We start from the raw sequence: 22055 nt of genomic DNA, 5'->3' as shown, positions 1-22055 counted from the left end.
CTGTGCCGACCGCATTGCCTATTTCAAGGGTTGAGGGAACATTGGCACGTCGCTTCTGTTCCACACCTTTGGGAGCACTGCTGCATGTCCGAAGCCGACACGTCAAAGCCCTCGCGCATCGCCCTGCTTGGCGTTCCCATCGAGATCGGCGCGTCGCAGGCCGGCCCGCTGATGGGACCGGACGCGCTGCGCACCGCGGGCATCGCGCGCCTGCTCGAGCAGCTCGACTTCCAGGTCGACGACCACGGCAACCTTGCGATCCCCCAGGTGATCGCCGACGGCCCGGTGCCGGCCAACACCCGGTTCTATGACGAAGTGAAGACCTGGACCCGCGCGCTCTCCGAGCGCGCCTATTGGCTGGCGCATTCCGGCGCGATTCCGATCTTCATGGGCGGCGATCACTCGCTGTCGATGGGGTCGATCAACGGCGTCGCGCGCTACTGGCAGGAAAAAGGCCGGCCGCTGTTTGCGCTGTGGGTCGACGCGCATGCCGACTACAACACGCCGGCCACCACCATCACCGGCAACATGCACGGCATGTCGGCCGCGTTCCTGTGCGGCGAGCCTGGTCTCGACGATTTGCTCGGCGGGCTGCCGCGCGCCTCGATCCCGCCCGATCAGCTCGACCTGATCGGCACGCGTTCGGTCGATCCGCTGGAGCGCAAGCTGCTGCGGCAGCGCAATGTGTCGATCGCGGACATGCGCCAGATCGACGAGTTCGGCGTCGCGGTGCTCACGCGCCGCGTCATCGAACGCGTCAGGGCGAAGAACGGCGTGCTGCACGTCTCGTTCGATGTCGACTTCCTCGATCCGGCGGTGGCGCCCGGCGTCGGCACCACGGTGCCGGGCGGCGCGACCTATCGGGAAGCCCATCTCATCATGGAGCTGCTGCACGATTCCGGGCTGGTGCGCTCGCTCGACATCGTCGAGCTCAATCCCTTCCTCGACGAGCGCGGCCGCACCGCGCGCGTCGCGGTCGAATTGATCGGCAGCCTGTTCGGCCTGCAGATCACCGACCGCCAGACGCCGAGCAACGCGGTGCTGCCGGAGATGGGGGAGTAGCGAAGCAACACACGCGATGTCGTCCCGGCCTAGTGCGCAATTGCGCACGGGAGCCGGGACCCATATGTGGACGGCCCCCGTGGCACAAGAGCTTTTTGGTGAGATCGGATCGCTTGCATCCATATGTCCGGCCTGTTGAGTGCGATCGGGTCGATCGCTGGCCAAGATGGGTTGCGCGATGCGAGTTCCAAACAACCAGGCGACCTGTTGACGGCCGATGGGTCCCACGGATTGTCTCGCATCGTTGCTCGATCGATCGCTCCATCTGCTCCTGCAGCTCCGGGTCGACCGGCGAGCGAGCCCGCCGGCCGGCCAATCTGTTAGGTGGCCGGAATGGGATTCATCCGTGCCACATCGTAGCTCTCACCTGTTGCCATCAGCTTCCAGGCGATGCGGGCCACCTTGTTGGCGAGCGCCACGGCCGCAAGCTTCGGCGGCTTGCGCTGGATCAGGGCCAGCAGCCAGCGCGAGTGATGACCGCGTCCCCGCCTGGCCTGCTGGATCACCGCCGTGGCCCCGATCACCAGCAGCCGTCGCAAGTCCTCCTCGCCCGCCCGCGTAATCTTGCCGAGCCTGGTCTTGCCGCCGGTGGAATGGTCTTGAGGTGTGAGGCCGAGCCACGCCGCAAAGTGCCGGCCGGAACGGAAGGCAAGCGGATCCGGCGTCTTCATCACCAGCATCGTCGCAATGATTGGACCGATCGAGGGGATCTGCGCCAGACGCCGACCCGTGGCATCGGATCGGTGCCAGGCCATCAGCTTGGCTTCGATCTCCCCAAGCTCGCCCTCGAGCCTGGCGTACTCGCGGCCCAGCACGACAAACAACTCGCGCGCCAGGGCGGGAAGCGTCTCGTCCTGCGCAATCCGCGCCAGCAGCGGCTCGACCTTGTCGACCCCTTTGGCTGCGATCAGGCCGAACTCCGCCGCATGGCCACGGATCGTATTGCCAAGCTGGGTGCGCCGGGCGATCAATCCATCGCGGATACCCGTCAGCATCAGCGCGGCCTGTTGCTCGGCCGTCTTGACCGGCACAAAGCGCATGCTCGGCCGGCCCATCGCTTCACACAGCCCTTCCGCATCCCGCCCGTCGTTCTTGTTCCGCATCACGTAGGGCTTCACCAGTTGCGGGGCCATCAGCTTCACCTCATGGCCGAGCTTGCCAAGCTCTCGCGCCCAATGCTGCGAGCCTCCGCAGGCCTCCATCCCGATCACCGTCGGCGGTAACTTGGCGAAGAAATCCAGCACCTGCTTCCGCGACAGCTTCTTGCGCAACACAACCTGCTCGGCTGCATCAACCCCATGCAGCACAAAAATATGCTTCGACGTATCCATACCGATGCGGATAATCTCTCTCACGGACGGCTCCCTTGTCTGAGATTGCAACAACCTCATTCTGGCACAACTGATGCCGTAGGGGGCCGTCCACCCCATCAACCACCGATGGTCATTGTTGCGCGACGTCGGAACGACGAGTCCCATTCACAACACCCGCTGCGGAGTATGGGTCCCGGCCTTCGCCGGGACGACGGTGGAGGATGTAACGCCGTTCGCGGCTCAGCTTGGACGGATGGAAAAGGTGCACGCTTCGCTGATTACGTCGAAAAATAAAAAGGCGGCCACGAGGGCCGCCTTTTCAAATCGCGTATCGCCTGCGCGGTTTACTCTGCCGCCAGCTTCACTTCCGGCGCGGCGGCGCGGACTTCGGCGTCGACCTGCGCTTCGAACTTGGCGAAGTTCTTCTGGAACATGCCGACCAGCGCACGCGCGGTCTTGTCGAACTCGGCCTTGTCGGCCCAGGTCTTGATCGGATCGAGGATGTGCGGCTCGACGCCCGGCAGCGAGGTCGGCACCGCGAAGCCGAAATACCTGTCGGTGCGGAAGTCGGCGTTGCGGAGCGAGCCGTTCAGCGCCGCGGTGAGCAGCGCGCGGGTCACCTTGATCGGCATGCGACGGCCGGTGCCGTACTTGCCGCCGGTCCAGCCGGTGTTGACCAGCCAGCAATCGACATTGTGCTTGGCGATCAGCTCGCGCAGCATGTTGCCGTAGACCGACGGATCGCGCGGCAGGAACGGCGAACCGAAGCAGGTGGAGAATTCCGGCTGCGGCTCGTTGCCGAGGCCGCGCTCGGTGCCGGCGACCTTCGCGGTGTAGCCGGACAGGAAGTGATACATCGCCTGCGCCGGCGTCAGCTTGGCGATCGGCGGCATCACGCCGAAGGCGTCGGCGGCGAGCATCACGACGTTCTTCGGATGCGGCGCGCAGCCGGTGCGCGAGGCATTCGGGATGAAATCGAGCGGATAGGCCGAGCGGGTGTTCTCGGTCTTCGAGCCGTCGTCGAAATCGGGCACGCGATCGTTGGCGCCGAGCACGACGTTCTCCAGCACCGCGCCGAAGCGCTTGCTGGCGGCGTAGATTTCCGGCTCGGCTTCGCCGGACAGCTTGATGCATTTGGCGTAGCAGCCGCCTTCGAAATTGAAGACGCCGTCCTCGCTCCAGCCATGCTCGTCATCGCCGATCAGCGTGCGCTTGGGATCGGCCGAGAGCGTGGTCTTGCCGGTGCCGGACAGGCCGAAGAAGATCGCGGTGTCGCCGTCGGAGCCGACATTGGCCGAGCAGTGCATCGGCATCACGCCCTTCTCGGGCAGGTAATAGTTCAGCGTGGTGAACACGCTCTTCTTCATCTCGCCGGCATATTGCGAGCCGCCGATCAGGACGATCTTGCGGGCGAAATCGATCGCGACGACGTTCTCCGACTTGCAGCCGTGACGCTTCGGATCGGCGCGGAAGCTCGGCAGGTCGATGATCGTGAGTTCGGGCACGAAGCTCGCGAGCTCCGACGCATCGGGGCGGATCAGCAGCGTGCGGATGAACAGCGAGTGCCAGGCAAGCTCGGTGAAGACGCGGGTCTTGATGCGATGCTTCGGATCGGCGCCGCCGTAGAGATCCTGCGCGAACAGCGTCATGCCTTCGGCATGCTTGAGGAAGTCGGCATGGAGCGCAGCGAACTGCTCCGAGGTGATCGACTGGTTGCCGGCCCACCACATGCTCTTGTCGGTCAGGCCGTCGCGGACCGTGAACTTGTCCTTCGGACTGCGCCCGGTGAACACACCGGTGTCCGCGCAAAGCGCGCCATCGGCCGACAGCACCGCTTCGCCGTTACGCAGCGAATGCTCGTAAAGCTGAGGTGCGCCATAATTCCAATGCACGCCCTTGAGATTTTTTAAGCCGAATTTGTCGGCGCCGAAGGCACCGTTATGCACGCCCGTCTCTTGCACGAAGAACCTCCTCGAACCCGCGTATCCTTGTTCGCGCGAATATCGCTAGTCGCGCCCCGCCGCGGTGACCGTGATCAGAATATAGCCTCTCGGCTTCGGTCCGGCGACCTAATAGTGGGGATCGCCGGGCTTGCCAAGCCAATCGAACGGCTTTTGGCTGATTCCAAGGCACGCCCATCATCTGGCGCAAATACCGCAGCGCGAAACCCTTTCGCCTTGCTTTCGTTTTCTCGTTGTTTTCCCGGCGGTCGGGCGACGTTTCGTCGCCTTTCCCGCCGCGCACGAAGCTTTGCGATGCACAAAAAGTGCCAGCCGCTGGGCAGCGCCGTCGCTGATCGAGGCGAACGGCGCTGAGAATGCCGGGCATGCATTTCGCGCTGAGGATGTATCGTTGAGATGAGCCGCCGCGCGATGACGCAGCGCTGCAGAGCCGAGCATGACCACCATTGTGCTGCACGCGGCACCGCCTGATCGGCATTGAGCTGCAGATGTGAGCTGCTGACGAGCAGTTTCGATTGCGCTCAACACGCCTTCGTCGAAGCCCAATTGCATCAATGCTCAACTGCGGTGAATGTTCCGCAACACGTGGCGTTTCGGCGGCGAGACGATCGCTGCCCATGGCGATCGATGATAACGCAATCAGCGCGGTCGCACGCGCGCGTCGTCGCGGTCGACATTGCGATCCGGCTGATTTTCCGATGCAGCAGCGTCAGAAATTCTTGCTTGCACACCGAGCCCACGGGCGATGACATGACGCGCCGGTGCGAAATGATCGCGCTGTCAAACCCGCGCAGACTGGAAGCGACGCGCGGTTGAAGGACGCCTCGGCTCGGCGACCGCGCAAGCGCGCCGCCTCGGCCATGCGACACCATGCCTCGCCACGGCCGCAGCACCGCCGGGCGGACAGGTGGTTTTCTCCTATCCCTTGCTATCCCTTGGCGCGCGCCTCGCCGGCGAGCCGCACCAGCATCTTGCGCAGCTCGGTGCCGCTGGTGACGCGCTCGGGGAAATCCAGCCGCAGCGTGTCGCGGCCGGCCTGCATGTCCATGCCGTCAGGATCGCAGCCGGTGCAGAGCCAGTCGGCACTTTCCGCGCCGAGCAGCCGCGTCGCGTAAAGATTCATGGCCTCGCGGTGATCCTCGTTCATATGCGCCACCGCGCCGGGCTCAGCTTCGAGCAGCTCCTCGGCGCCCCCGAGATCGGTCAGGAATTGCGCGGGTTTGAGGTCCACAATGCGGCCGAACCCGGCGACCAGATGGGCACCGCTTGGCTTGATCCGGAAGAACGAAAAATCCTTAAATTCCACAAAGGCTTCCGCTGACGGATGGGCGCCGATATAGCGCCTTCGGACGAGCTCCCGCCCGGCCTCCGCGACCTCCTCCGCCTGACCGGCCAGCATGATCCGGGCGCCCTCCAGCGGATCGCCCTCGGCGCGCTCGTCCAGCATCAGTGACACCCTGTCGTCGGCCAGAATGTTCTTCGTGTGCAGCGCCAGGCGGGAAATCAGCAGGATCGGCGAGCCATCGGGATGGCTCGCCAGATTGACCAGCGAGCAATAGGGATCGCCTGACCCGGCCATCAGCGTGGCGAGGGCGCCCTGGCGGCTGCGGCGGAGCAGCGAGCGGGCAAGGTGGGCAGGATCGAAGTCGGCGGTCGGTTGCATGGGCCTATCGGGTCATTTTATGGGCGAATCGGGCGGGTTCCCTTATGAAAAAAGGGCCTTTTCTCATGGTCTAAGGGTGCTATATGGGGACCCATCGCGTGGGTCGCAGAAGCGGATTTTTGCGGAACTCGGTCACACTTCAGCCCAGCTTGCATTGCTCGTTGACCGCGTTCGAAGCCCAATTCTACGGCGCGTCGCCAGAGTGCCCGCCGTTTAAGCCACTCTCATTGTGAAAGCAGCACATGCCCACAATCGCCCTGGTCGATGACGACCGCAACATTCTCACTTCGGTTTCGATCGCGCTCGAAGCCGAAGGCTATCGCATCATGACCTACACGGACGGTGCGTCGGCGCTGGATGGGTTTCGCACGTCGCCGCCCGACCTTGCGATTCTCGATATCAAGATGCCGCGCATGGACGGCATGGAAACGCTGCGCCGGCTGCGCCAGAAGTCCGACCTGCCGGTGATCTTCCTCACCTCGAAGGATGAGGAGATCGACGAATTGTTCGGCCTGAAAATGGGCGCCGACGATTTCATCCGCAAGCCGTTCTCGCAGCGCCTGCTGGTCGAACGGGTCAAGGCCGTGCTCCGCCGCGGCCAGCCGAAGGATCCGACCGCCGCGCCGAAGGAGCCGGACGCCCGCGCCCTCGACCGCGGCCTGCTGCGGATGGATCCGGAGCGCCACACCTGCACCTGGAAGAACGAGCCGGTGACGCTCACCGTGACCGAATTCCTGATCCTGCAGGCGCTCGCCACCCGCCCCGGCGTCGTGAAGAGCCGCAACGCGCTGATGGACGCGGCCTATGACGACCAGGTCTATGTCGACGACCGCACCATCGACAGCCACATCAAGCGGCTGCGCAAGAAATTCAAGGTGGTCGACGACGACTTCGAGATGATCGAGACGCTGTACGGCGTCGGCTATCGCTTCAAGGAAGCCTGATCTGCGCTTCCCGGGCGGCTTGTTAACTGACAGGCTCAGCACGGCTGGGGTAAGCTCGGGCGAACGATTGCTTCGCGGGACGACATCCATACCAACCGGCAGCTTTGCCAGTGCTTGATCGAACGCAGCTCGAGCAAGGCCTGAATACCGAGGACGCGTCACAGCTCCTCGATCAGGACGCCGTTGCCGAAGATTTGGCGCAGGACAAGGGCTGGCGCCGTCCGCTCGGCTGGCTGCGCCGCGCCGGTCAGTTCTTTTTCGCGCTGTCGTTCTCGAGCCTGACGCGCCGCATCGTCTCGCTCAACCTTGCCGGCCTCGTCGCGCTGGTCGCCAGCATCCTCTATCTCTCGCAGTTTCGCGCCGGCCTGATCGAGGCGCGCACGCAGAGCCTTTTGGTCTATGCCGAGATCATCTCGGAGGCGATCGCGGCCTCGGCGACCGTCGAAGGCAATACCGTCACCATCGATCCCGATCGCCTGCTCGACCTCAAGCCCGGCGAAAGTTATGGCCAGCCGGATGAATCGGCTGACTTCCCGATCAATCCCGAGCGGGTCGCGCCGGTCCTGCGCCGCCTGATCGCGCCGACCAAGACGCGGGCCCGCATCTTCGACCGCGACGGCGGCCTGATCCTCGACAGCCGCAATCTGTTCGCGCGCGGCGACGTGCTTCGCATGGAGCTGCCGCCGCCGTCGGAGAAGCCGTCGCTCTATGAGAAGACCAAGGCCACGATCAAGACCTGGCTCAACCGCGGCGACCTGCCGATCTACCGCGAGCTCGGTCCCGAAGGCGGCAAGGGCTATTCCGAAGTCGCGCAATCGCTCGAAGGCATGAAGGGCAGCGCCGTGCGCGTCACCGAACGCGGCGCGATCATCGTGTCGGTCGCGGTCCCGGTGCAGCATTTCCGCGCCGTGCGCGGCGCATTGATGCTGACGACGCAAGGCGACGACATCGACCAGCTGGTGATGTCCGAGCGCCTCGCCATCCTCAAGATCGGCGGCGTCGCCTCCGCCGTCATGATCATGCTGTCGCTGCTGTTGGCGAGCACGATCGCGGGCCCGGTGCGGCGGCTCGCCGACGGCGCCGAGCGCGTCCGCCACCGCATCCAGACCCGCGTCGAGATTCCCGACTTCACCGGGCGCCGCGACGAGATCGGCCATCTCTCCGGCGCGCTGCGCGACATGACCAACGCGCTCTACAGCCGCATCGAGGCGATCGAGATGTTCGCCGCCGACGTCGCCCATGAGCTGAAGAATCCGCTGACCTCGCTGCGCTCCGCGGTCGAGACGCTGCCTTTGGCGCGCAACGAGAACAGCCGCGCGCGGCTGCTCGCCGTGATCGAGCATGACGTCAGGCGGCTCGACCGCCTGATCTCCGATATCTCCGACGCCAGCCGGCTCGACGCCGAAATGCAGCGCCAGGACATGGCGCCGGTCGATCTGCGGCGGCTGCTGACGACGCTGACCGGCGTCGCCAACGAGACAAGGCTCGGCCACGACGTCGCCGTCGAAGCCCGCTTCGAGGGCCGCGGACCGACCGATACGCTCTCGGTGCCCGGCCATGATTCACGGCTCGGCCAGGTGATCTCGAACCTGCTGTCGAACGCCCAATCCTTCTCCAAGCCGGGCGACAAGGTGCGCATCGTCTGCCGCCGCAGCCGCGGCGAGGTCGAGATCGTGGTCGACGATGACGGGCCCGGCATCGGCGAGGACGCGCTGGAGCGGATCTTCGAGCGCTTCTACACCGACCGGCCGCACCAGGGTTTTGGCCAGAACTCCGGCCTCGGGCTTTCGATCTCCAAGCAGATCATCGAAGCGCATGGCGGACGCATCTGGGCCGAGAACCGCCTCGGCCCTGCGGATGCAGACGGCAAGCCCACCGTCGCCGGCGCGCGTTTCGTGGTCAGGCTGCCGACACTATGAGCGACAATTCGAGCGTGCACGCATCCGCCGTTCTGGTCGGCGAGCGTGCGGTGCTGATCCGCGGCCCGTCGGGCGCCGGCAAGTCGCGTCTCGCCTTCGATCTGATTCTCGCCGGGCGCACCGGAGCGCTTCCGCCGGCCATTTTGGTGGGGGATGACCGTGTCCATCTCGACACAGCCGGCGAACAATTGTGGGTTCGTCCGGTCCAGCAATTGGCCGGTCTGATCGAGATCCGAGGCCTCGGAATCCGCCATTGTCCGTTCGCAGGTGAGGCCGTCGTGGGGCTGGTCGTCGACCTCGCCGCTGACGACGCCGAGCGGCTGCCGCCACCTGAGGCGCTCACGATTCGCCTTAATGGTGTTTCGATACCGCGAATTCCCGTCGGCATCGGCTTTCAACCCCTGCCGCTGGTTGTCGCTGCGCTGACGACAACCTGAAAGTTCATGTTCCCGTAATCTTGCGGCCAATTGTGGGAAGGGAATTGGTAACCATATCACATCCACTATCGCGTCGGATTTTGCCGGCGCAGCCTCCCCTCTCTACCGCCAGGAACCGGGAGACTAGCCAAGATGCCCTCTTGCGCAGGGCCTCTGGATGGTCAAAGTGGCGCGTTCGTGCGGTGCACCAAAGGGCGCCCGCGAGGAGTTTCCGATGATTGGTCTAGTGCTGGTGACCCATGGGCGCCTTGCCGACGAGTTCAGAGCGGCGCTCGAACACGTCATGGGTCCGCAGAAACAAATTGAAGCGATTACGATCGGGGCCGAGGACGATTCCGATCTCTGTCGAAGCGACATCATCGAGGCGGTGAACCGCGTCGATAGCGGCGACGGCGTTGCGATTCTCACCGACATGTTTGGCGGCACGCCGTCCAACCTTGCGATCTCCTGCATGAGCCGCCCGAAGGTGGAAGTGCTCGCAGGCATCAACCTTCCCATGCTGGTCAAGCTTGCCAAGGTTCGCGAGGAGCGCTCGCTGCCCGACGCGATCGCGATGGCCCAGGAAGCCGGCCGCAAATACGTCACCATCGCCAGCCGCGTTCTCGCAGGCAAATGAGCGACGAGGCTCCGGGCGGAAATCAGGTCGGCCCGGGCGTGCCAGCGGGCGCCATCTCCCGTGAGCTTCTGATCGTCAACAAGCGCGGCCTGCATGCGCGGGCATCGGCCAAGTTCGTCCAGCTGGTCGAGCGCTTCAACGCCGAGATCTGGGTCACCCGCGGCACCGAGACCGTCGGCGGCACCTCGATCATGGGCCTGATGATGCTCGCCGCCGGGCCCGGCACCTCGGTCGTGGTCTCCGCAAAGGGCGACGAGGCGCAGCAAGCGCTCGACGCCATCGCCGAACTCGTCGCCAGCAAGTTCAACGAGGAAGGCACGTAAGCGCCGCCGCGCGCTCGTCAGCTACGCTAAGCGAAAGCCTTCCCCGTCATCCCCGCGCAAAGGCTTCGCCTTTGTCGCTGGAGGAGCGCGAAGCGCGTCTCGAAGGATGCACGGCCCGGCCGCTGGCCCTCGATCCTTCGAGACGCCGCTTCGCGGCTCCTCAGGATGACGGAACAGCACGGCACTGATGCCTGGCAATGGCTACTTCGCCGGCGGCACCAGATAGACCTTCCAGACCGTCGACGGACCGGGATGGCCGTTGAAGAAGCGCATGGTGGTCATCACCAGCGGCTCGGCATCCTTGGCGTGCTCCGTCATCCACGCCTCGCAGGGCTTCAGGAACACCGGATCGGTGGTGTCGCAGACGCCGATGAAGCCGAGACGCTTGGCTTCATCGAGCGACGTCAGCCCCGACGACCAGGCTTCGCCCGGCACCAGCGACGCCGGATGGTCCGGACTGTAGAACGTCATCGGCTCGCCGATATCGGACCGCGCGACGACCACGGCCCAGCGCGAATGGAATCTGTCCTGCCAGGTCTGGGTGAGCTCGCGCGCGAGCTCGGAGCGCGCGGCGTAGGTCGAACCGCCGACATGGTTGGACGCGATCTCCTGCGTCGCGATGCTGGGCGCGGCGATCAGCGTGACGATCGTGGCCACGAACCAGATCGCGGTGATCGAGAACAGCGCCATGCGCGGGAAGCGAAGCGAGGGGATCGCAACCAGCGCAAGCGGCACCAGGAAGAACAGCGGGATGCCCCAATCGGTCTTGATATAGACGGTGAACGCCAGCGCGCCGAGCGGCGGCCCGATCGCAACGATCAGCTGGATGATCCAGACGTTCAGTGCCTGCGAAAGATTGACGGCCGGATTCGGTCCGCGCGACCAGATCCGCGCCAGCACGTCCGACGGCCGCCACGGCACCGAGCCCAGCAGCAGCGCCACAAGGCCCAGCACGACGGGAATCGCGAGCAGCCCGAGATTGTGCACGACATAGCCGACCACGAGCTGCACGTTGAGTGCGCGGCTCGACAGCGCGTAGACGTCACCGGCATAGGTGAACGGCACGAAGTCCACCTCCTCCAGCCACACCAGATGCGGAATCATCGCCACCGCCATCGTGCCGATCGCAACCCATGGCGCCGGCGAGCGCAGGAATTGCGTCCGTTGCGGATGGATCAGCGCGGCCAGCCCGACGGCGCCGATCATCGTCACCACCCAGTACTTGGTCATCAGCGCCAGCATGCCGGCAAAGCCGAGCCAGAGACCCGATTTGAAGCTGCGCTTCTCGAACGCGTTCAGATAGGCCAGCACCAGCAGCGGCAGCGGCACCAGCTGCGCGAGATCGGCATTGTACTTGAAGCCCTTGAAATTGAAGATCGGGTAGAGCGCGAGCATCACCACCATGAAGAACGCGCGGCGGCGATCGACGACACGCAGCGCGATCAGCCAGCACACCACCAGCGCGAAGCTGACCGTCGTCATCGCAAGCGCATAGGTCGACCAGTTGGTGACGGGAAAAATCCTGAACCAGACCCCGGCGATCCAGCCCGACAGCGGCGGGTGCTTGCCATAGCCGAGCAGGAAGCGCTGGCCCCAGGCATAGGCTTCCGCAACATCCATATGGATGTCCTGTGCCGCCTTGAGCTTGACCAGGATCAGCGTCCACAGCACGGCATGAACCAGTGCGAAGCCGATCACGAACCACAGGCTGGTCCCGGGATCGGTGGCGCGCGAGGCGATCCAGGCGGCGACCCGCCGGATCGTCAGCTTGCGGTTGGTGCGCCGGGCGGCGGGGAGCGTGGAGGCGGTCGACATGGCCTGTGCCTGAGGCATGCCCCGGAAAAGTGGAAAGCGGTTTCCCGGAAGGATCATGCCCGAATGGAAGCGGAAGCGCAGATGGGTGCTGATCTGCATTTCAGCGCGCTTTAGCGCGTTTTTGTGGCCGGTGAAATCAGCTTGGCGTGAGAACACCTCCAGCCAGCGGCTTCACTTTCCGGGAAGTCCGGCCGGGACTCGACATGCATGGTATCGTAGTGACACCAATTACCGCCCCAGATGAAGCCGTGGCGCGCGAAGATGTCGACGATCTCCCGCGGCATCCGGTTCTTGCAGGGGATGGTCCTGCCCTTGCTGGCCACAGCCGATCATTCAAAACTTTCAGGTTGAGGTCGATGGCGGCGGCGTAGCCATGCATGCTCATCCGCCCGGTGCCGGCAACGCGAAAGACGATTTTCGGGCCGCCGGACCTGGCAGGAACAGGCCAGAAAATCGATCACGGCAACCCTGCCGGAAACGGTGTCGTGATTCGCCGTCACACCGCTGCAAAATACCGCAATTTGGTTGCCCGCGCGGGGGTGCGGATGCTATCCCGCGCCCATGACAACTGCCCCGATTTCGAACATCCGCAACTTCTCCATCGTCGCCCATATCGACCATGGCAAATCGACCCTTGCCGACCGCCTGATCCAGATGACGGGCGGCCTGTCGGATCGCGAAATGGCGGGCAAGGAGCAGGTGCTCGATTCGATGGATATCGAGCGCGAGCGCGGCATCACCATCAAGGCGCAGACTGTCCGGCTGAACTACCGCGCCAAGGACGGCAAGGACTACATCTTCAACCTGATGGACACGCCCGGCCATGTCGACTTCGCCTACGAGGTCTCGCGGTCGCTGGCGGCCTGCGAGGGTTCCCTGCTCGTGGTCGACGCCAGCCAGGGCGTCGAGGCGCAGACGCTCGCCAATGTCTATCAGGCGCTCGACAACAATCACGAGATCGTGCCGGTCCTGAACAAGGTCGACCTGCCCGCCGCCGAGCCCGAGAAGGTCAAGCAGCAGATCGAGGACGTGATCGGCATCGATGCGTCCGACGCCGTGATGATCTCGGCCAAGACCGGCGTCGGCGTGCCCGACGTGCTGGAAGCGATCGTCACCCGCCTGCCGCCGCCGAAGGGCGACCGCGACGCGACCCTGAAGGCGCTGCTGGTCGACAGCTGGTACGACGTCTATCTCGGCGTGGTCGTCCTGATCCGCGTCGTCGACGGCGTGATGAAGAAGGGAAGCCGCATCCGCATGATGGGCACCGGCGCCGCCTACGACATCGAGCGCGTCGGTTTCTTCACGCCGAAGATGGAGCAGGTCGAGGAGCTCGGCCCCGGCGAGATCGGCTTCATCACCGCGGCGATCAAGGAAGTCGCCGACACCCGCGTCGGCGACACCATCACCGATGACAAGAAACCGATCAGCGAAATGCTGCCGGGCTTCAAGCCGGCGATTCCGGTCGTGTTCTGCGGCCTGTTCCCGGTCGACGCCAACGACTTCGAAACGCTCCGCGCGGCGATGGGCAAGCTGCGGCTAAACGACGCCAGCTTCTCCTACGAGATGGAAACTTCCGCCGCGCTCGGCTTCGGCTTCCGCTGCGGCTTCCTCGGCCTGCTGCATCTGGAAATCATCCAGGAGCGGCTGTCGCGCGAATTCGACCTCAATCTGATCGCGACCGCGCCGAGCGTGATCTACAAGATGAAGCTGACCGACGGCACCGAGCTCGAGATCCACAACCCGGTCGACATGCCCGACGTGGTCAAGATCGCCGAGATCGAGGAGCCGTGGATCGAGGCCACGATCCTCACCCCCGACGAATATCTCGGCAGCGTCTTGAAGCTGTGCCAGGACCGCCGCGGCTCGCAGAAGGAGCTCACTTATGTGGGCTCCCGCGCGATGGTGAAATACGACCTGCCGCTCAACGAAGTGGTGTTCGATTTCTACGATCGCCTGAAGTCGGTCTCCAAGGGCTACGCCTCGTTCGACTATCATCTGACCGACTACAAGCCGGCCGATCTGGTCAAGATGCAGATCCTGGTCAACGCCGAGCCGGTCGACGCGCTGTCGATGCTGGTGCATCGCACCCGCGCCGAAGGCCGCGGCCGCGCCATGGTCGAGAAGATGAAGGAGCTGATTCCGCCGCACATGTTCCAGATCCCGATCCAGGCGGCGATCGGCGGCAAGGTGATCGCGCGCGAAACCGTGCGCGCGCTGCGCAAGGACGTCACCGCGAAGTGCTACGGCGGCGACATCACGCGCAAACGCAAGCTTCTGGAGAAGCAGAAGGAAGGCAAGAAGAAGATGCGGCAGTTCGGCAAGGTCGACATCCCGCAGGAAGCCTTCATCGCCGCGCTCAAGGTGGATAGCTGAGGCGCCGCCGCCGGCGCGACTGTTGCGCATTCTTGTCCCAGCAACAAAACGCACCATGATTTGAATCGCCACTGCATCGCACTCCGACTAGACTGCGATCATGTTGCGCATTCTGTCCCTCCTGATCGTCATCCTCGCATTGCTGCAGCCGGACCTGAGCTCGGCCGCGTCCTCGAAGAAGCGGCACGGCAGCACGCGCTGGCACGGCTATGGCTTCCTGCCCGGCTACCGGCAGCCGCCGAACCAAACCATTCCGGTGTTCGGCCCGCGCGGCGCAGCGCGCGGCTACCCGGACTATTCGCCGCAATATTGGTATGGCGGGGATTGGTACTATTTCGGCCGCCCCGGATTCTATCGCGGCCGCTACAATGGCGGCAGTTTTGGCCCGTGCTGGACCTGGACGCCGATCGGCCGGGCCTGGCAGTGCGGGTAGAGCGTTTTCGAGCGAAGTGGCTCCCGGTTCGCGTGAAGAAAACACGTCAAAGCAAGAATCAAGAGCCCCATTCCGATTCTATCGGAACGGAAAAGGCTCTTGCCGCGCGTCGCTGCGACATCCTGCGCACGCAACTCACAATCCGCTGATCCCGGAATGAGAGGCATGTTGCCCGTCATGTTGCCCCTGGGCCTCGGATAGGCCAGCATCCTCCCTGCGCGCACCACAACAAACAACAGCGCCGGGGAAACGCATGAGCAAGACCGCTCGGTTGGATTATGGCTGGGTCGTCGTCGGCGCGGGCGCGCTGATGACCTGCGTCGGCTTCGGCACCATGCTGTCGCTCGCGGTGTTCCTGCAGCCGATCTCGGATGCGATGGGCTGGTCGCGCGCCGGCATCTCGGCGGCGGCGACGCTGGATTTCCTCTGCATGGGTTTTGCGGCGTTCGCCTGGGGCGCGCTGTCCGACCGCTTCGGCACCCGCGTCGTGGTGCTCGCCGGCAGCCTGCTGCTCGGGCTTGGCCTCGTGACGGCAAGCCAGGCGCAGAGCCTGTGGCAATTCCAGCTCTGCTTCGGCGTGCTGATCGGAATCGCGGCCGGCAGCTTCTATGCGCCGATGATGGCGCTCGCGAGCGCCTGGATCGACAAGCATCGCAGCCTCGCCGTCGCGCTGGTGTCGGCCGGCATGGGCGTGTCGCCACTGACCGTCGCGCCATCCGCAAGCTGGCTGATCACCGCCTATGACTGGCGCTTCGCGATGCTCGTGATCGGCATCGCCGCATGGGCGCTCTTGATCCCCGCGTCGTTCCTGGTGCGCCCGGCGCCGCAGGGAACGGACGTCGCAATCCCGACCGCCGCGAACGCGCCGCAAACCGAATGGACCGCGGCGCAGGCGCTGCGCACGCCGCAATTCATCACGCTGGCACTGGCGCATTTCGCCTGCTGCGCGGCGCATTCCGGGCCGATCTTCCACATGGTGTCCTACGCCATGGTGTGCGGCATCGCACCGCTCACCGCGGTCACGGTCTACAGCCTCGCCGGCTTCTCCGGGCTCGGCGGCCGACTGCTGCTCGGCGTGCTCGCCGACCGGCTCGGCGCCAAGCCGGTGCTGGTCGGCGGCCTCCTGGTGCAGGCGCTGTCGATCGCGACCTATCTCGCGGTGGCGCAGCTCGGCGAATTCTACGCGCTGTCTGTCGTGTTCGGCCTCGCCTATGGCGGCGTGATGCCGCTCTACGCCGTGCTGGTGCGCGAGTTCTTCGGCGCGCGCATCATGGGCACGGTGTTCGGCGCGGTGTCGGCGTTCGCCAGCCTCGGCATGGCGCTCGGGCCGTGGGCCGGCGGTTACGTGTTCGACACGTTCCACGGCTATACGTGGCTGCACGCCGGTTCGTTCGCGATCGGCCTCGCCGCGGTTGCGGTGGCGCTGAGTTTTTCCACCAAGCGCCAGCCGTCGCTCGATCTCGGCCGCGCCACCGCCTGAGCGCGGCAGCGTTCGTCGTTCGCGCGCGGCGGATGGCTGATCTGCATCGGCGCTGCCCCGCCTTGCCCTCCTTTGCCGGATGCGTCACCATCACGCACCCGCCCAACAAGAATGACAGAAGGCGCCGAGGACACGCATGAACAAGCCGCAGGGAGTAGACCTTGTCGAGCGGGCGCGCGCGCTGGCGCCGCTGATCACAAGTGAAGCCGACGAGATCGAACGGACGCGGCGGCTGACGCCGGCCGTCACCGCAGCGCTGGTCGAGAACGGGCTCTATCGCGCGCTACTGCCGAAGCGTTTTGGCGGCGCCGAGGCGACGCTGGACGCGTTCATGCAGATGCAGGAGGAGATCGCCAAGGCCGATGCCTCCACGGCGTGGTGCCTCGGCCAGTGCAGCGTCTGCGCCATGACCGCGGCCTATCTCGAACCCGACGTGGCCGACGAAATCTTCAACACCGCGCCCGGCATCCTGGCATGGGGCGCGATCGCCCATGAGGTCCGTGCCGAGCCCGGCGGCTATCGCGCCAGTGCGCGCTGGGATTTCGCCTCGGGCTCGCGGCAGGCGAGCTGGCTCGGCGCCCATGTCCGCGTCGTCGAGGCCGACGGTTCACCGCGCAAGAGAGCCGACGGTTCGCCGGAGATCCGCACCATCCTGTTTCCGATGTCGCAGGCCGTGATGTACGACGTCTGGGACGTGATCGGCCTGAAAGGCACCGGCACCGATTCCTATTCGGTCGACAACCTCTTCATTCCGGAAAAATTCGCCGCGCTGCGCGACGATCCGGCCGCGAGCCGCGAGCCGGGGCCGCTCTACAAGCTCTCCACCAACATGGTGTTCAGCATGGGCTTTGCCGCCACCTCGCTCGGCGTCGCCCGCGCCATGCTGGATGCGACGACCGAGCTTGCCCGCGGCAAGACCCCGCAGGGCCTCAAGGCGATGCGCGACAACAATGCCGTGCAAGGCCAGATCGGCCGCACCGAGGCGAGCCTGCGCGCGGCGCGCGCCTATCTGTACGCGACGGCCCACGACGTCTGGAGCGATCTCGCGAGCGGCGATCCCATCACCGAGGCGCATCGCGTCGCGATCCGCATCGCCTCGACCTGGACCATCCACCAGTCGGCCGCCGTGGTCGACATCGCCTATCACATGGCGGGCGCGACGGCGGTATTCGCGAAAAATCCGTTCGAGCGGCGGTTTCGCGACATGCATGCGATCGCACAGCAGATCCAGGCCCGCGACACGCAATATGAGGACGCCGGCAAGGCGATCCTTGCGGGGAATCTCTCCGCGCCGCCGACGGCGCGATGAAGCATACCTGCTTCGGCGCTATGCGTCCTTCGGCACCCAGGCGCACGGCGCGCTGTGCGAGTGGCAGAACAGTCCTGGGGGCCCTTCCTGCCGCGATTTGAGGTTATTTCGACTTGGGAGGTTCCTGAATTGACTTCATATAGCTGACGACCTCCTCCGCATCCTCCCTGCTGAAGCGGAAGGTCGGCATGGAGGGATGGATGCTGCTATAGCCGTCCTGCAGTCGTTGCAAGAAGTCGCTGTCGTAGAGTTTGGTTTCACTGAAGGTGCGAAAGGGCGGCGCCAGCCTGTTCGGGCTGTTCCCGGTCCTGCCAATGGAGTGACATCCGGCGCATAGCTTTTGCAACATCTCTTTGCCATGCCGCTGCTCCTCAGCCCGCGCCTGGGCCATGGTGCTCGAAAAGAGACATATGGTCAGTACCAGCAAGGATCGCGTCATCGCAGTCGTTCCGCTGTTCTGTCGCATGGCGCAACCTTCCTTGCTACTTGTCCCAATTGCGCCAGTGCGTCAGATGAACCTGAGCGGGATGGCCGGTTGATGTCTTGATCCAGCCCTCGAGGGCGCGACGGCAGGGGAATCATCACGAAAGGCTAGAGAGCAACCCGCTACCAGCTATTGATCGGTATCAAAGTCCAGTAGTGATCCCCGGGGGAGCCTCTATTCTTTAGCAGGCGGCTGTGGATTTTTGGCCAGCCATTGAGCCAGCTTGCCTTCTTCCTCGGCCAACAGCTTGCGCAACGTCTCGATCTTCCGAGCGTCGGTTTCCGTTTCTAAAAGCTCTTTGTAATGAGCGATGTTCGCTCGAAAGACGAAGTCAGCCATGCTTGCCGCTGGTTGCCCGATTGCCGAGTTCCATCGTGCCACAGCCTACCGGTGATTAACATAAGTAATCAGCGGTGAAGCTACTCGTGTCGAGGGCTGGGGAGGTCAGTTGAGGGTCAAACTCGGAAGTCGGAACGCGCAACCGTGAGGTCCGCTTCACCCCGACACCGGACTTTCGATCCGGGAAACCCCTTACGGACACCACCCGAATTTCAAATACGGCTCAGTCGGGCTAGATGATGCTCGATGAGGCCAGGATGCTCGGGCCATGATGAGCAAAGAGTGTCCGTTAGCGATGTTCGACGAACAATGACCAAGCTTGAATTGATGAAGGTCAAAGACGCTGCCAAGGAACTGCCAGACCATTTTGCTATGGACTGGCAGACGATAGCGAGCGCACCGTTCGACCGTGATCTCGAAGTCGCGGTTCTCGACGCTGGAGAAACCCACGCGGTTGTCTTTCCGTGCCGCCGTGTGCTTCGGGGTTGGGTAAGCGCAGAGACAGCCGCCCCCGTGGCCATTCATCCAACCCATTGGCGCGAATGGAAGGCCTCCAACTCAGCGCTTTTTGTTGTGCTCGGTCCGGGAATTGCGCAAGGCGGCGACCTTTAGTTTCTCCTCCGCCAGTAGACGTTCGATGGCGGCGCGCCTCTCTCCGCGTCCGTTTCGGTCTCAGCGTCTTGAAGTGCGCAATGTTGGCGTTCGCGATCTCTTCAGGCATCAGGAGAGGCGTCCAATCACTCGACCAAGTTGATCCGACCCCGATCCCACAAGGAATACGGCCGTGCTGCAATGCGGCACGAAAGCATCGCAATCACCTGCCCCCTTCAAGCGGTGGCCGATCAGCGCTACAAGAGATCCATCGAGTTGGAATCTTGCTCAATGCAAATCTGTCATGCAGCGATTCTTGCTGTCGCGTTTGAACTGACCGGATCGGCGGTCATTGCTGCGGATGCAAACCACGGGGCGGAGCTGGCAAAACGATGGTGCGCCACCTGTCACGTGGTGAGCGACGATCAGAAGCAGGCAGTCGCCGATGTGCCGCCATTTGCTGCGGTTGCGCGTAACCCAGATTTTAGTCCCGAGAAGCTGGCGTTTTTCCTGCTCGACCCGCATCCCAAGATGCCAAATTTTCCGCTGAACCGAGCCGAAGCAGCGGATATCGCCGCTTACGTCGCGTCGCTGCGCAAATAGCGCGAAGCTGGCTGAGTGGCGCAGCAAGAACTCGAGACCTGAGGCGGCAAAGTAATGGCCACCTCAGTTGGCGGCTTCTTTCATTCAGCCGAACGACATCCCTGCGCTCGAGGCCGCGTGTCCGCTTACCCCCGCAAGCGGGAGACGACCGAGGTCCGGCCGATTCAACTCAACCTCATCTCGATTTGGGCTCACGGTACGAAAGCAGGCACCGGCGACGATGGCCCCCGGCACGAATACCGGCGGCGCAACATCCGGTTGTTAAGCTTTTTCTGAGACGTTGCGGACGGCGCTAATGCCTGGAGTTTCGCTGGTCCCATGTTCACGCTTCGATCGATTGCCGCCCGCCTCATTCTGGCGATTTCGCTGACTGTCGCGGTCGCCTGCGCCATCCTCGGCGGCTTCTCCATCAGCCAGCAGCGGGCGCTGACCCGGCTCGCGCTCGATCAGCAGCTCAAGCTGCAATATGACAGCGTGATTGCAGCGATCGACTACGAGGGGCGCGCCGCGCTCGCGGTCTCGGCGGTCATCGCCGCCCTGCCGCCGGTCGAGGACGCCATCGCCAAGGGCGACCGCGACGGCCTCGGCAAGCTGCTCGGCGCCTCCTGGGCGTCGATGAAGGCGCAGGGCATCCCGCTGATCTCGTTCTGGCAGCCCCCGGCGACCAGCTTCTACCGGGTCCATGCGCCGAAGACCTTCGGCGACGACGCCTCGACCCGGCGCACGACGGTGGTGGAATCGAACAGGACCGGCAAGCCGATCGTCGGCGTCGAGCCCGGCCGCGAAGCGCTGTCGATCTTCGGCATGACCCCGATCATGCACGAGGGCAAGACGCTGGCCAATGTCGACGTCGGCGCCGCCTTCGGCAAGGAATTCGTCGACCGCGCCAAGAAGCGCTTCGGCATCGATCTCGCCGTGCATTCCTTCGACGGCCAGAGCTTCAAGCGGCTGTCCTCGACCTTCGGCGATACCGTGGTCGCGACCCAGGACGAGCTCAAGCGCGTCATGAACGGTACAGCCCTGCTGCGCGACGCCGTTCTCGACGGCCATGCGGTGGAGCTCTATCTCGGCCAGATCAAGAACTATGCCGGCGAACCGGTCGCCGTGCTCGAGATCGTCAAGGACACCAGCGACTATGAAGCCGCCGCCGCGAGCGCGCAGCGCAATCTGATCCTCGGCGTGGTCGCGATCATGGCAGCCGCCGTGCTGCTCGCGTTCCTGCTCGGCCGCGGCCTGTCACGGCCGCTCACCGCGATCACCGCGGTCATGAACCGGCTGTCCAGCGGCGACACCAGCGTCACGATACCCGGCAGCGAGCGCCGCGACGAGCTCGGCACGATGGCGAAGGCGGTCGACGTATTCCGCCGCAGCATGGTCGAAACCTCCTCGCTGCGCGAGGCGCAGGAAGCCGACAAGGTGAAGGCGGAGGCCGACAAGCAGGCCTTGCAGCGGCAGATGGCCGACCGTTTCGAAGCCGACGTCAAGGGCATGGTCGCCGCCGTCGCACGGTCCTCGGGCGACATGCAGCGCGTCGCGGGCGAGATCACGGCCAGCGTCAACGGCGCCTCCGAACGGACCTCGGCGGCAGCCGCCGCGTCCGAGGAAGCCTCCGCCAGCGTCAACGCGGTCGCGGCCGCAACCGAGGAGCTGGCGTCCTCGATCACCGAGATCGGCCGCCAGGTCACGCATTCCAGCCGTGTCGCCGACAGCGCCGTGACCAAGGCCATGGAGACCACCGAGATGGTGACGAGTCTCGCCGCATCCGCAGAGAAGATCGGCGACGTGCTGCGCCTGATCAGCGCGATCGCGAGCCAGACCAATCTGCTGGCGCTCAACGCCACCATCGAGGCCGCGCGCGCCGGCGAAGCCGGTCGCGGCTTTGCCGTGGTCGCCGCCGAGGTCAAGGATCTGGCGAGCCAGACCGCGAGGGCGACCGAGGAGATTGCCGGCCAGGTCGGCGCGATCCAGTCCGCCACCGGCAACTGCGTCAGCGCGATCGGCGACATCAGCGGCACCATCCGCGAGATCTCCGGTATCGCCACCGCGATCGCGGCCGCCGTCGAGCAGCAGGACTCGGCGACGCGGGAGATTGCCCGCAGCGTGCAGCAGGCGTCCACCGGGACCGTCGAGGTCTCCGCCAATATCGCGGGTGCGAGCGAGGCCGCCGGCCAGTCGCGGGCCCTCACCGGCAATGTGCTGGATGCCTCCGGCCAGCTCGGCGATCACGCCGCCGCGCTGTCGCACAGCGTCGACACCTTCCTCGCCGGGCTGCGCAACGCCGCCTGATCTTGCCTTGTCATAGGCACAATACCCGTCATCCGTCACCCCCGCGCAAAGGGTTCGCCTTTGTCGCTGGAGGTGGCCGCTGCTTCAGCGGCCCTCGAAGGGTC

At 64.7% G+C, this 22055-nt stretch carries 21 protein-coding genes; 13 read left to right on the top strand and 8 right to left on the bottom strand.

What is annotated here, in order from left to right; translation table 11 throughout:
• The first annotated feature begins 84 nt into the window (after positions 1-84).
• The gene (gene rocF / locus XI02_RS05180; RefSeq protein WP_069279148.1) at positions 85-1062 is read left to right on the top strand and encodes an arginase; all 978 of its coding nucleotides are present in this window, start codon (positions 85-87) and stop codon (positions 1060-1062) included.
• A gap of 320 nt (positions 1063-1382) precedes the next feature.
• On the opposite strand, the gene XI02_RS05175 is transcribed toward rocF, so the two are convergent.
• From XI02_RS05175 to XI02_RS05160, 4 genes are all read right to left on the bottom strand, one after another.
• Complete coding sequence (locus XI02_RS05175) at positions 1383-2417, bottom strand: IS110 family transposase (protein WP_172648913.1); 1035 nt, start codon at positions 2415-2417, stop codon at positions 1383-1385.
• A 302-nt stretch (positions 2418-2719) separates the two neighbouring features.
• Entirely contained in the window at positions 2720-4336 is a 1617-nt protein-coding gene (locus XI02_RS05170) for a phosphoenolpyruvate carboxykinase (protein WP_172648914.1), read from the bottom strand.
• 177 nt (positions 4337-4513) lie between these two features.
• Positions 4514-4888 carry a hypothetical protein gene (locus XI02_RS05165; protein ID WP_172648915.1) on the bottom strand — a complete coding sequence of 125 codons (375 nt, stop codon included), beginning with the start codon at positions 4886-4888 and terminating at the stop codon, positions 4514-4516.
• A gap of 376 nt (positions 4889-5264) precedes the next feature.
• Positions 5265-5999 carry a HugZ family protein gene (locus XI02_RS05160; RefSeq protein WP_172648916.1) on the bottom strand — a complete coding sequence of 245 codons (735 nt, stop codon included), beginning with the start codon at positions 5997-5999 and terminating at the stop codon, positions 5265-5267.
• Positions 6000-6241: 242 nt separating this feature from the next.
• Between XI02_RS05160 and XI02_RS05155 the strand changes: the two genes are divergently transcribed.
• The 5 genes from XI02_RS05155 (at position 6242) to XI02_RS05135 (ending at position 10238) form a co-directional block, all read left to right on the top strand.
• Complete coding sequence (locus XI02_RS05155; protein ID WP_016843287.1) at positions 6242-6943, top strand: response regulator transcription factor; 702 nt, start codon at positions 6242-6244, stop codon at positions 6941-6943.
• 110 nt (positions 6944-7053) lie between these two features.
• Complete coding sequence (locus XI02_RS05150) at positions 7054-8862, top strand: sensor histidine kinase (RefSeq protein WP_172648917.1); 1809 nt, start codon at positions 7054-7056, stop codon at positions 8860-8862.
• Entirely contained in the window at positions 8859-9299 is a 441-nt protein-coding gene (locus XI02_RS05145; protein WP_172648918.1) for an HPr kinase/phosphorylase, read from the top strand. The genes XI02_RS05150 and XI02_RS05145 overlap by 4 nt, the downstream gene beginning before the upstream one ends.
• Before the next feature lie 214 nt (positions 9300-9513).
• Positions 9514-9915 (top strand): PTS sugar transporter subunit IIA, encoded by a 402-nt coding sequence (locus tag XI02_RS05140; protein ID WP_021076632.1) that lies wholly within the window; start codon positions 9514-9516, stop codon positions 9913-9915.
• A complete protein-coding gene (locus XI02_RS05135; protein WP_016843291.1) occupies positions 9912-10238 on the top strand; it encodes an HPr family phosphocarrier protein in 327 nt (108 codons plus the stop codon). Before XI02_RS05140 ends, XI02_RS05135 begins: the two co-directional genes overlap by 4 nt.
• Positions 10239-10439: 201 nt before the next feature.
• On the opposite strand, the gene XI02_RS05130 is transcribed toward XI02_RS05135, so the two are convergent.
• Both XI02_RS05130 and XI02_RS45090 read right to left on the bottom strand, forming a co-directional pair.
• Positions 10440-12053, bottom strand: a complete 1614-nt coding sequence (locus tag XI02_RS05130) for a glycosyltransferase family 39 protein (protein ID WP_172648919.1) — start codon at positions 12051-12053, stop codon at positions 10440-10442.
• 110 nt (positions 12054-12163) lie between these two features.
• Positions 12164-12337 carry a M15 family metallopeptidase gene (locus XI02_RS45090; protein ID WP_244981174.1) on the bottom strand — a complete coding sequence of 58 codons (174 nt, stop codon included), beginning with the start codon at positions 12335-12337 and terminating at the stop codon, positions 12164-12166.
• Positions 12338-12614: 277 nt separating this feature from the next.
• Here XI02_RS45090 and lepA point away from each other — a divergent pair, with 277 nt between their 5' ends.
• The 4 genes from lepA (at position 12615) to XI02_RS05105 (ending at position 17648) form a co-directional block, all read left to right on the top strand.
• Complete coding sequence (lepA, locus tag XI02_RS05120) at positions 12615-14426, top strand: translation elongation factor 4 (protein ID WP_057019506.1); 1812 nt, start codon at positions 12615-12617, stop codon at positions 14424-14426.
• A 100-nt stretch (positions 14427-14526) separates the two neighbouring features.
• Positions 14527-14859, top strand: coding sequence for a hypothetical protein (locus XI02_RS05115; protein WP_172648920.1), 333 nt, complete (start codon positions 14527-14529; stop codon positions 14857-14859).
• A gap of 253 nt (positions 14860-15112) precedes the next feature.
• The gene (locus tag XI02_RS05110) at positions 15113-16339 is read left to right on the top strand and encodes an MFS transporter (RefSeq protein ID WP_172648921.1); all 1227 of its coding nucleotides are present in this window, start codon (positions 15113-15115) and stop codon (positions 16337-16339) included.
• Positions 16340-16475: 136 nt separating this feature from the next.
• Positions 16476-17648 (top strand): acyl-CoA dehydrogenase family protein, encoded by a 1173-nt coding sequence (locus XI02_RS05105; RefSeq protein WP_172648922.1) that lies wholly within the window; start codon positions 16476-16478, stop codon positions 17646-17648.
• 103 nt (positions 17649-17751) lie between these two features.
• On the opposite strand, the gene XI02_RS05100 is transcribed toward XI02_RS05105, so the two are convergent.
• Both XI02_RS05100 and XI02_RS05095 read right to left on the bottom strand, forming a co-directional pair.
• Complete coding sequence (locus XI02_RS05100) at positions 17752-18114, bottom strand: cytochrome c (protein ID WP_016843298.1); 363 nt, start codon at positions 18112-18114, stop codon at positions 17752-17754.
• Between the two features lie 192 nt (positions 18115-18306).
• A complete protein-coding gene (locus tag XI02_RS05095; RefSeq protein WP_016843299.1) occupies positions 18307-18471 on the bottom strand; it encodes a hypothetical protein in 165 nt (54 codons plus the stop codon).
• 309 nt (positions 18472-18780) lie between these two features.
• Between XI02_RS05095 and XI02_RS05090 the strand changes: the two genes are divergently transcribed.
• The 3 genes from XI02_RS05090 to XI02_RS05080 all read left to right on the top strand — a co-directional run bounded on the left by XI02_RS05090 (position 18781) and on the right by XI02_RS05080 (position 21951).
• Positions 18781-19083: a hypothetical protein gene (locus XI02_RS05090; RefSeq protein WP_016843300.1), complete on the top strand. Its 303-nt coding sequence runs from the start codon at positions 18781-18783 to the stop codon at positions 19081-19083.
• A 180-nt stretch (positions 19084-19263) separates the two neighbouring features.
• A complete protein-coding gene (locus tag XI02_RS05085; protein WP_016843301.1) occupies positions 19264-19665 on the top strand; it encodes a cytochrome c in 402 nt (133 codons plus the stop codon).
• Positions 19666-19983: 318 nt separating this feature from the next.
• Positions 19984-21951, top strand: a complete 1968-nt coding sequence (locus XI02_RS05080) for a methyl-accepting chemotaxis protein (RefSeq protein ID WP_172648923.1) — start codon at positions 19984-19986, stop codon at positions 21949-21951.
• Positions 21952-22055 lie beyond the last annotated feature (104 nt).

Origin of the sequence: Bradyrhizobium sp. CCBAU 21365 (genome assembly GCF_015291305.1) — a bacterium.
Lineage (GTDB): Bacteria > Pseudomonadota > Alphaproteobacteria > Rhizobiales > Xanthobacteraceae > Bradyrhizobium > Bradyrhizobium elkanii.
Note: the sequence above shows the minus strand (reverse complement) of the source record. Positions and strands in the feature narration are given on the sequence as shown.

Excerpts from the sequence above, each read along its gene's own strand:
- lepA (WP_057019506.1), top strand. The coding sequence starts at position 12,615 with ATGACAACTGCCCCGATTTCGAACATCCGCAACTTCTCCATCGTCGCC.
- XI02_RS05135 (WP_016843291.1), top strand. The coding sequence starts at position 9,912 with ATGAGCGACGAGGCTCCGGGCGGAAATCAGGTCGGCCCGGGCGTGCCA.
- XI02_RS05140 (WP_021076632.1), top strand. The coding sequence starts at position 9,514 with ATGATTGGTCTAGTGCTGGTGACCCATGGGCGCCTTGCCGACGAGTTC.
- XI02_RS45090 (WP_244981174.1), bottom strand. The coding sequence starts at position 12,337 with ATGCCGCGGGAGATCGTCGACATCTTCGCGCGCCACGGCTTCATCTGG.
- rocF (WP_069279148.1), top strand. The coding sequence starts at position 85 with ATGTCCGAAGCCGACACGTCAAAGCCCTCGCGCATCGCCCTGCTTGGC.
- XI02_RS05115 (WP_172648920.1), top strand. The coding sequence starts at position 14,527 with ATGTTGCGCATTCTGTCCCTCCTGATCGTCATCCTCGCATTGCTGCAG.
- XI02_RS05155 (WP_016843287.1), top strand. The coding sequence starts at position 6,242 with ATGCCCACAATCGCCCTGGTCGATGACGACCGCAACATTCTCACTTCG.
- XI02_RS05100 (WP_016843298.1), bottom strand. The coding sequence starts at position 18,114 with ATGCGACAGAACAGCGGAACGACTGCGATGACGCGATCCTTGCTGGTA.
- XI02_RS05080 (WP_172648923.1), top strand. The coding sequence starts at position 19,984 with ATGTTCACGCTTCGATCGATTGCCGCCCGCCTCATTCTGGCGATTTCG.
- XI02_RS05095 (WP_016843299.1), bottom strand. The coding sequence starts at position 18,471 with ATGGCTGACTTCGTCTTTCGAGCGAACATCGCTCATTACAAAGAGCTT.
- XI02_RS05160 (WP_172648916.1), bottom strand. The coding sequence starts at position 5,999 with ATGCAACCGACCGCCGACTTCGATCCTGCCCACCTTGCCCGCTCGCTG.
- XI02_RS05110 (WP_172648921.1), top strand. The coding sequence starts at position 15,113 with ATGAGCAAGACCGCTCGGTTGGATTATGGCTGGGTCGTCGTCGGCGCG.
- XI02_RS05090 (WP_016843300.1), top strand. The coding sequence starts at position 18,781 with ATGACCAAGCTTGAATTGATGAAGGTCAAAGACGCTGCCAAGGAACTG.
- XI02_RS05145 (WP_172648918.1), top strand. The coding sequence starts at position 8,859 with ATGAGCGACAATTCGAGCGTGCACGCATCCGCCGTTCTGGTCGGCGAG.
- XI02_RS05085 (WP_016843301.1), top strand. The coding sequence starts at position 19,264 with ATGCGGCACGAAAGCATCGCAATCACCTGCCCCCTTCAAGCGGTGGCC.
- XI02_RS05105 (WP_172648922.1), top strand. The coding sequence starts at position 16,476 with ATGAACAAGCCGCAGGGAGTAGACCTTGTCGAGCGGGCGCGCGCGCTG.
- XI02_RS05130 (WP_172648919.1), bottom strand. The coding sequence starts at position 12,053 with ATGTCGACCGCCTCCACGCTCCCCGCCGCCCGGCGCACCAACCGCAAG.
- XI02_RS05165 (WP_172648915.1), bottom strand. The coding sequence starts at position 4,888 with ATGCAATTGGGCTTCGACGAAGGCGTGTTGAGCGCAATCGAAACTGCT.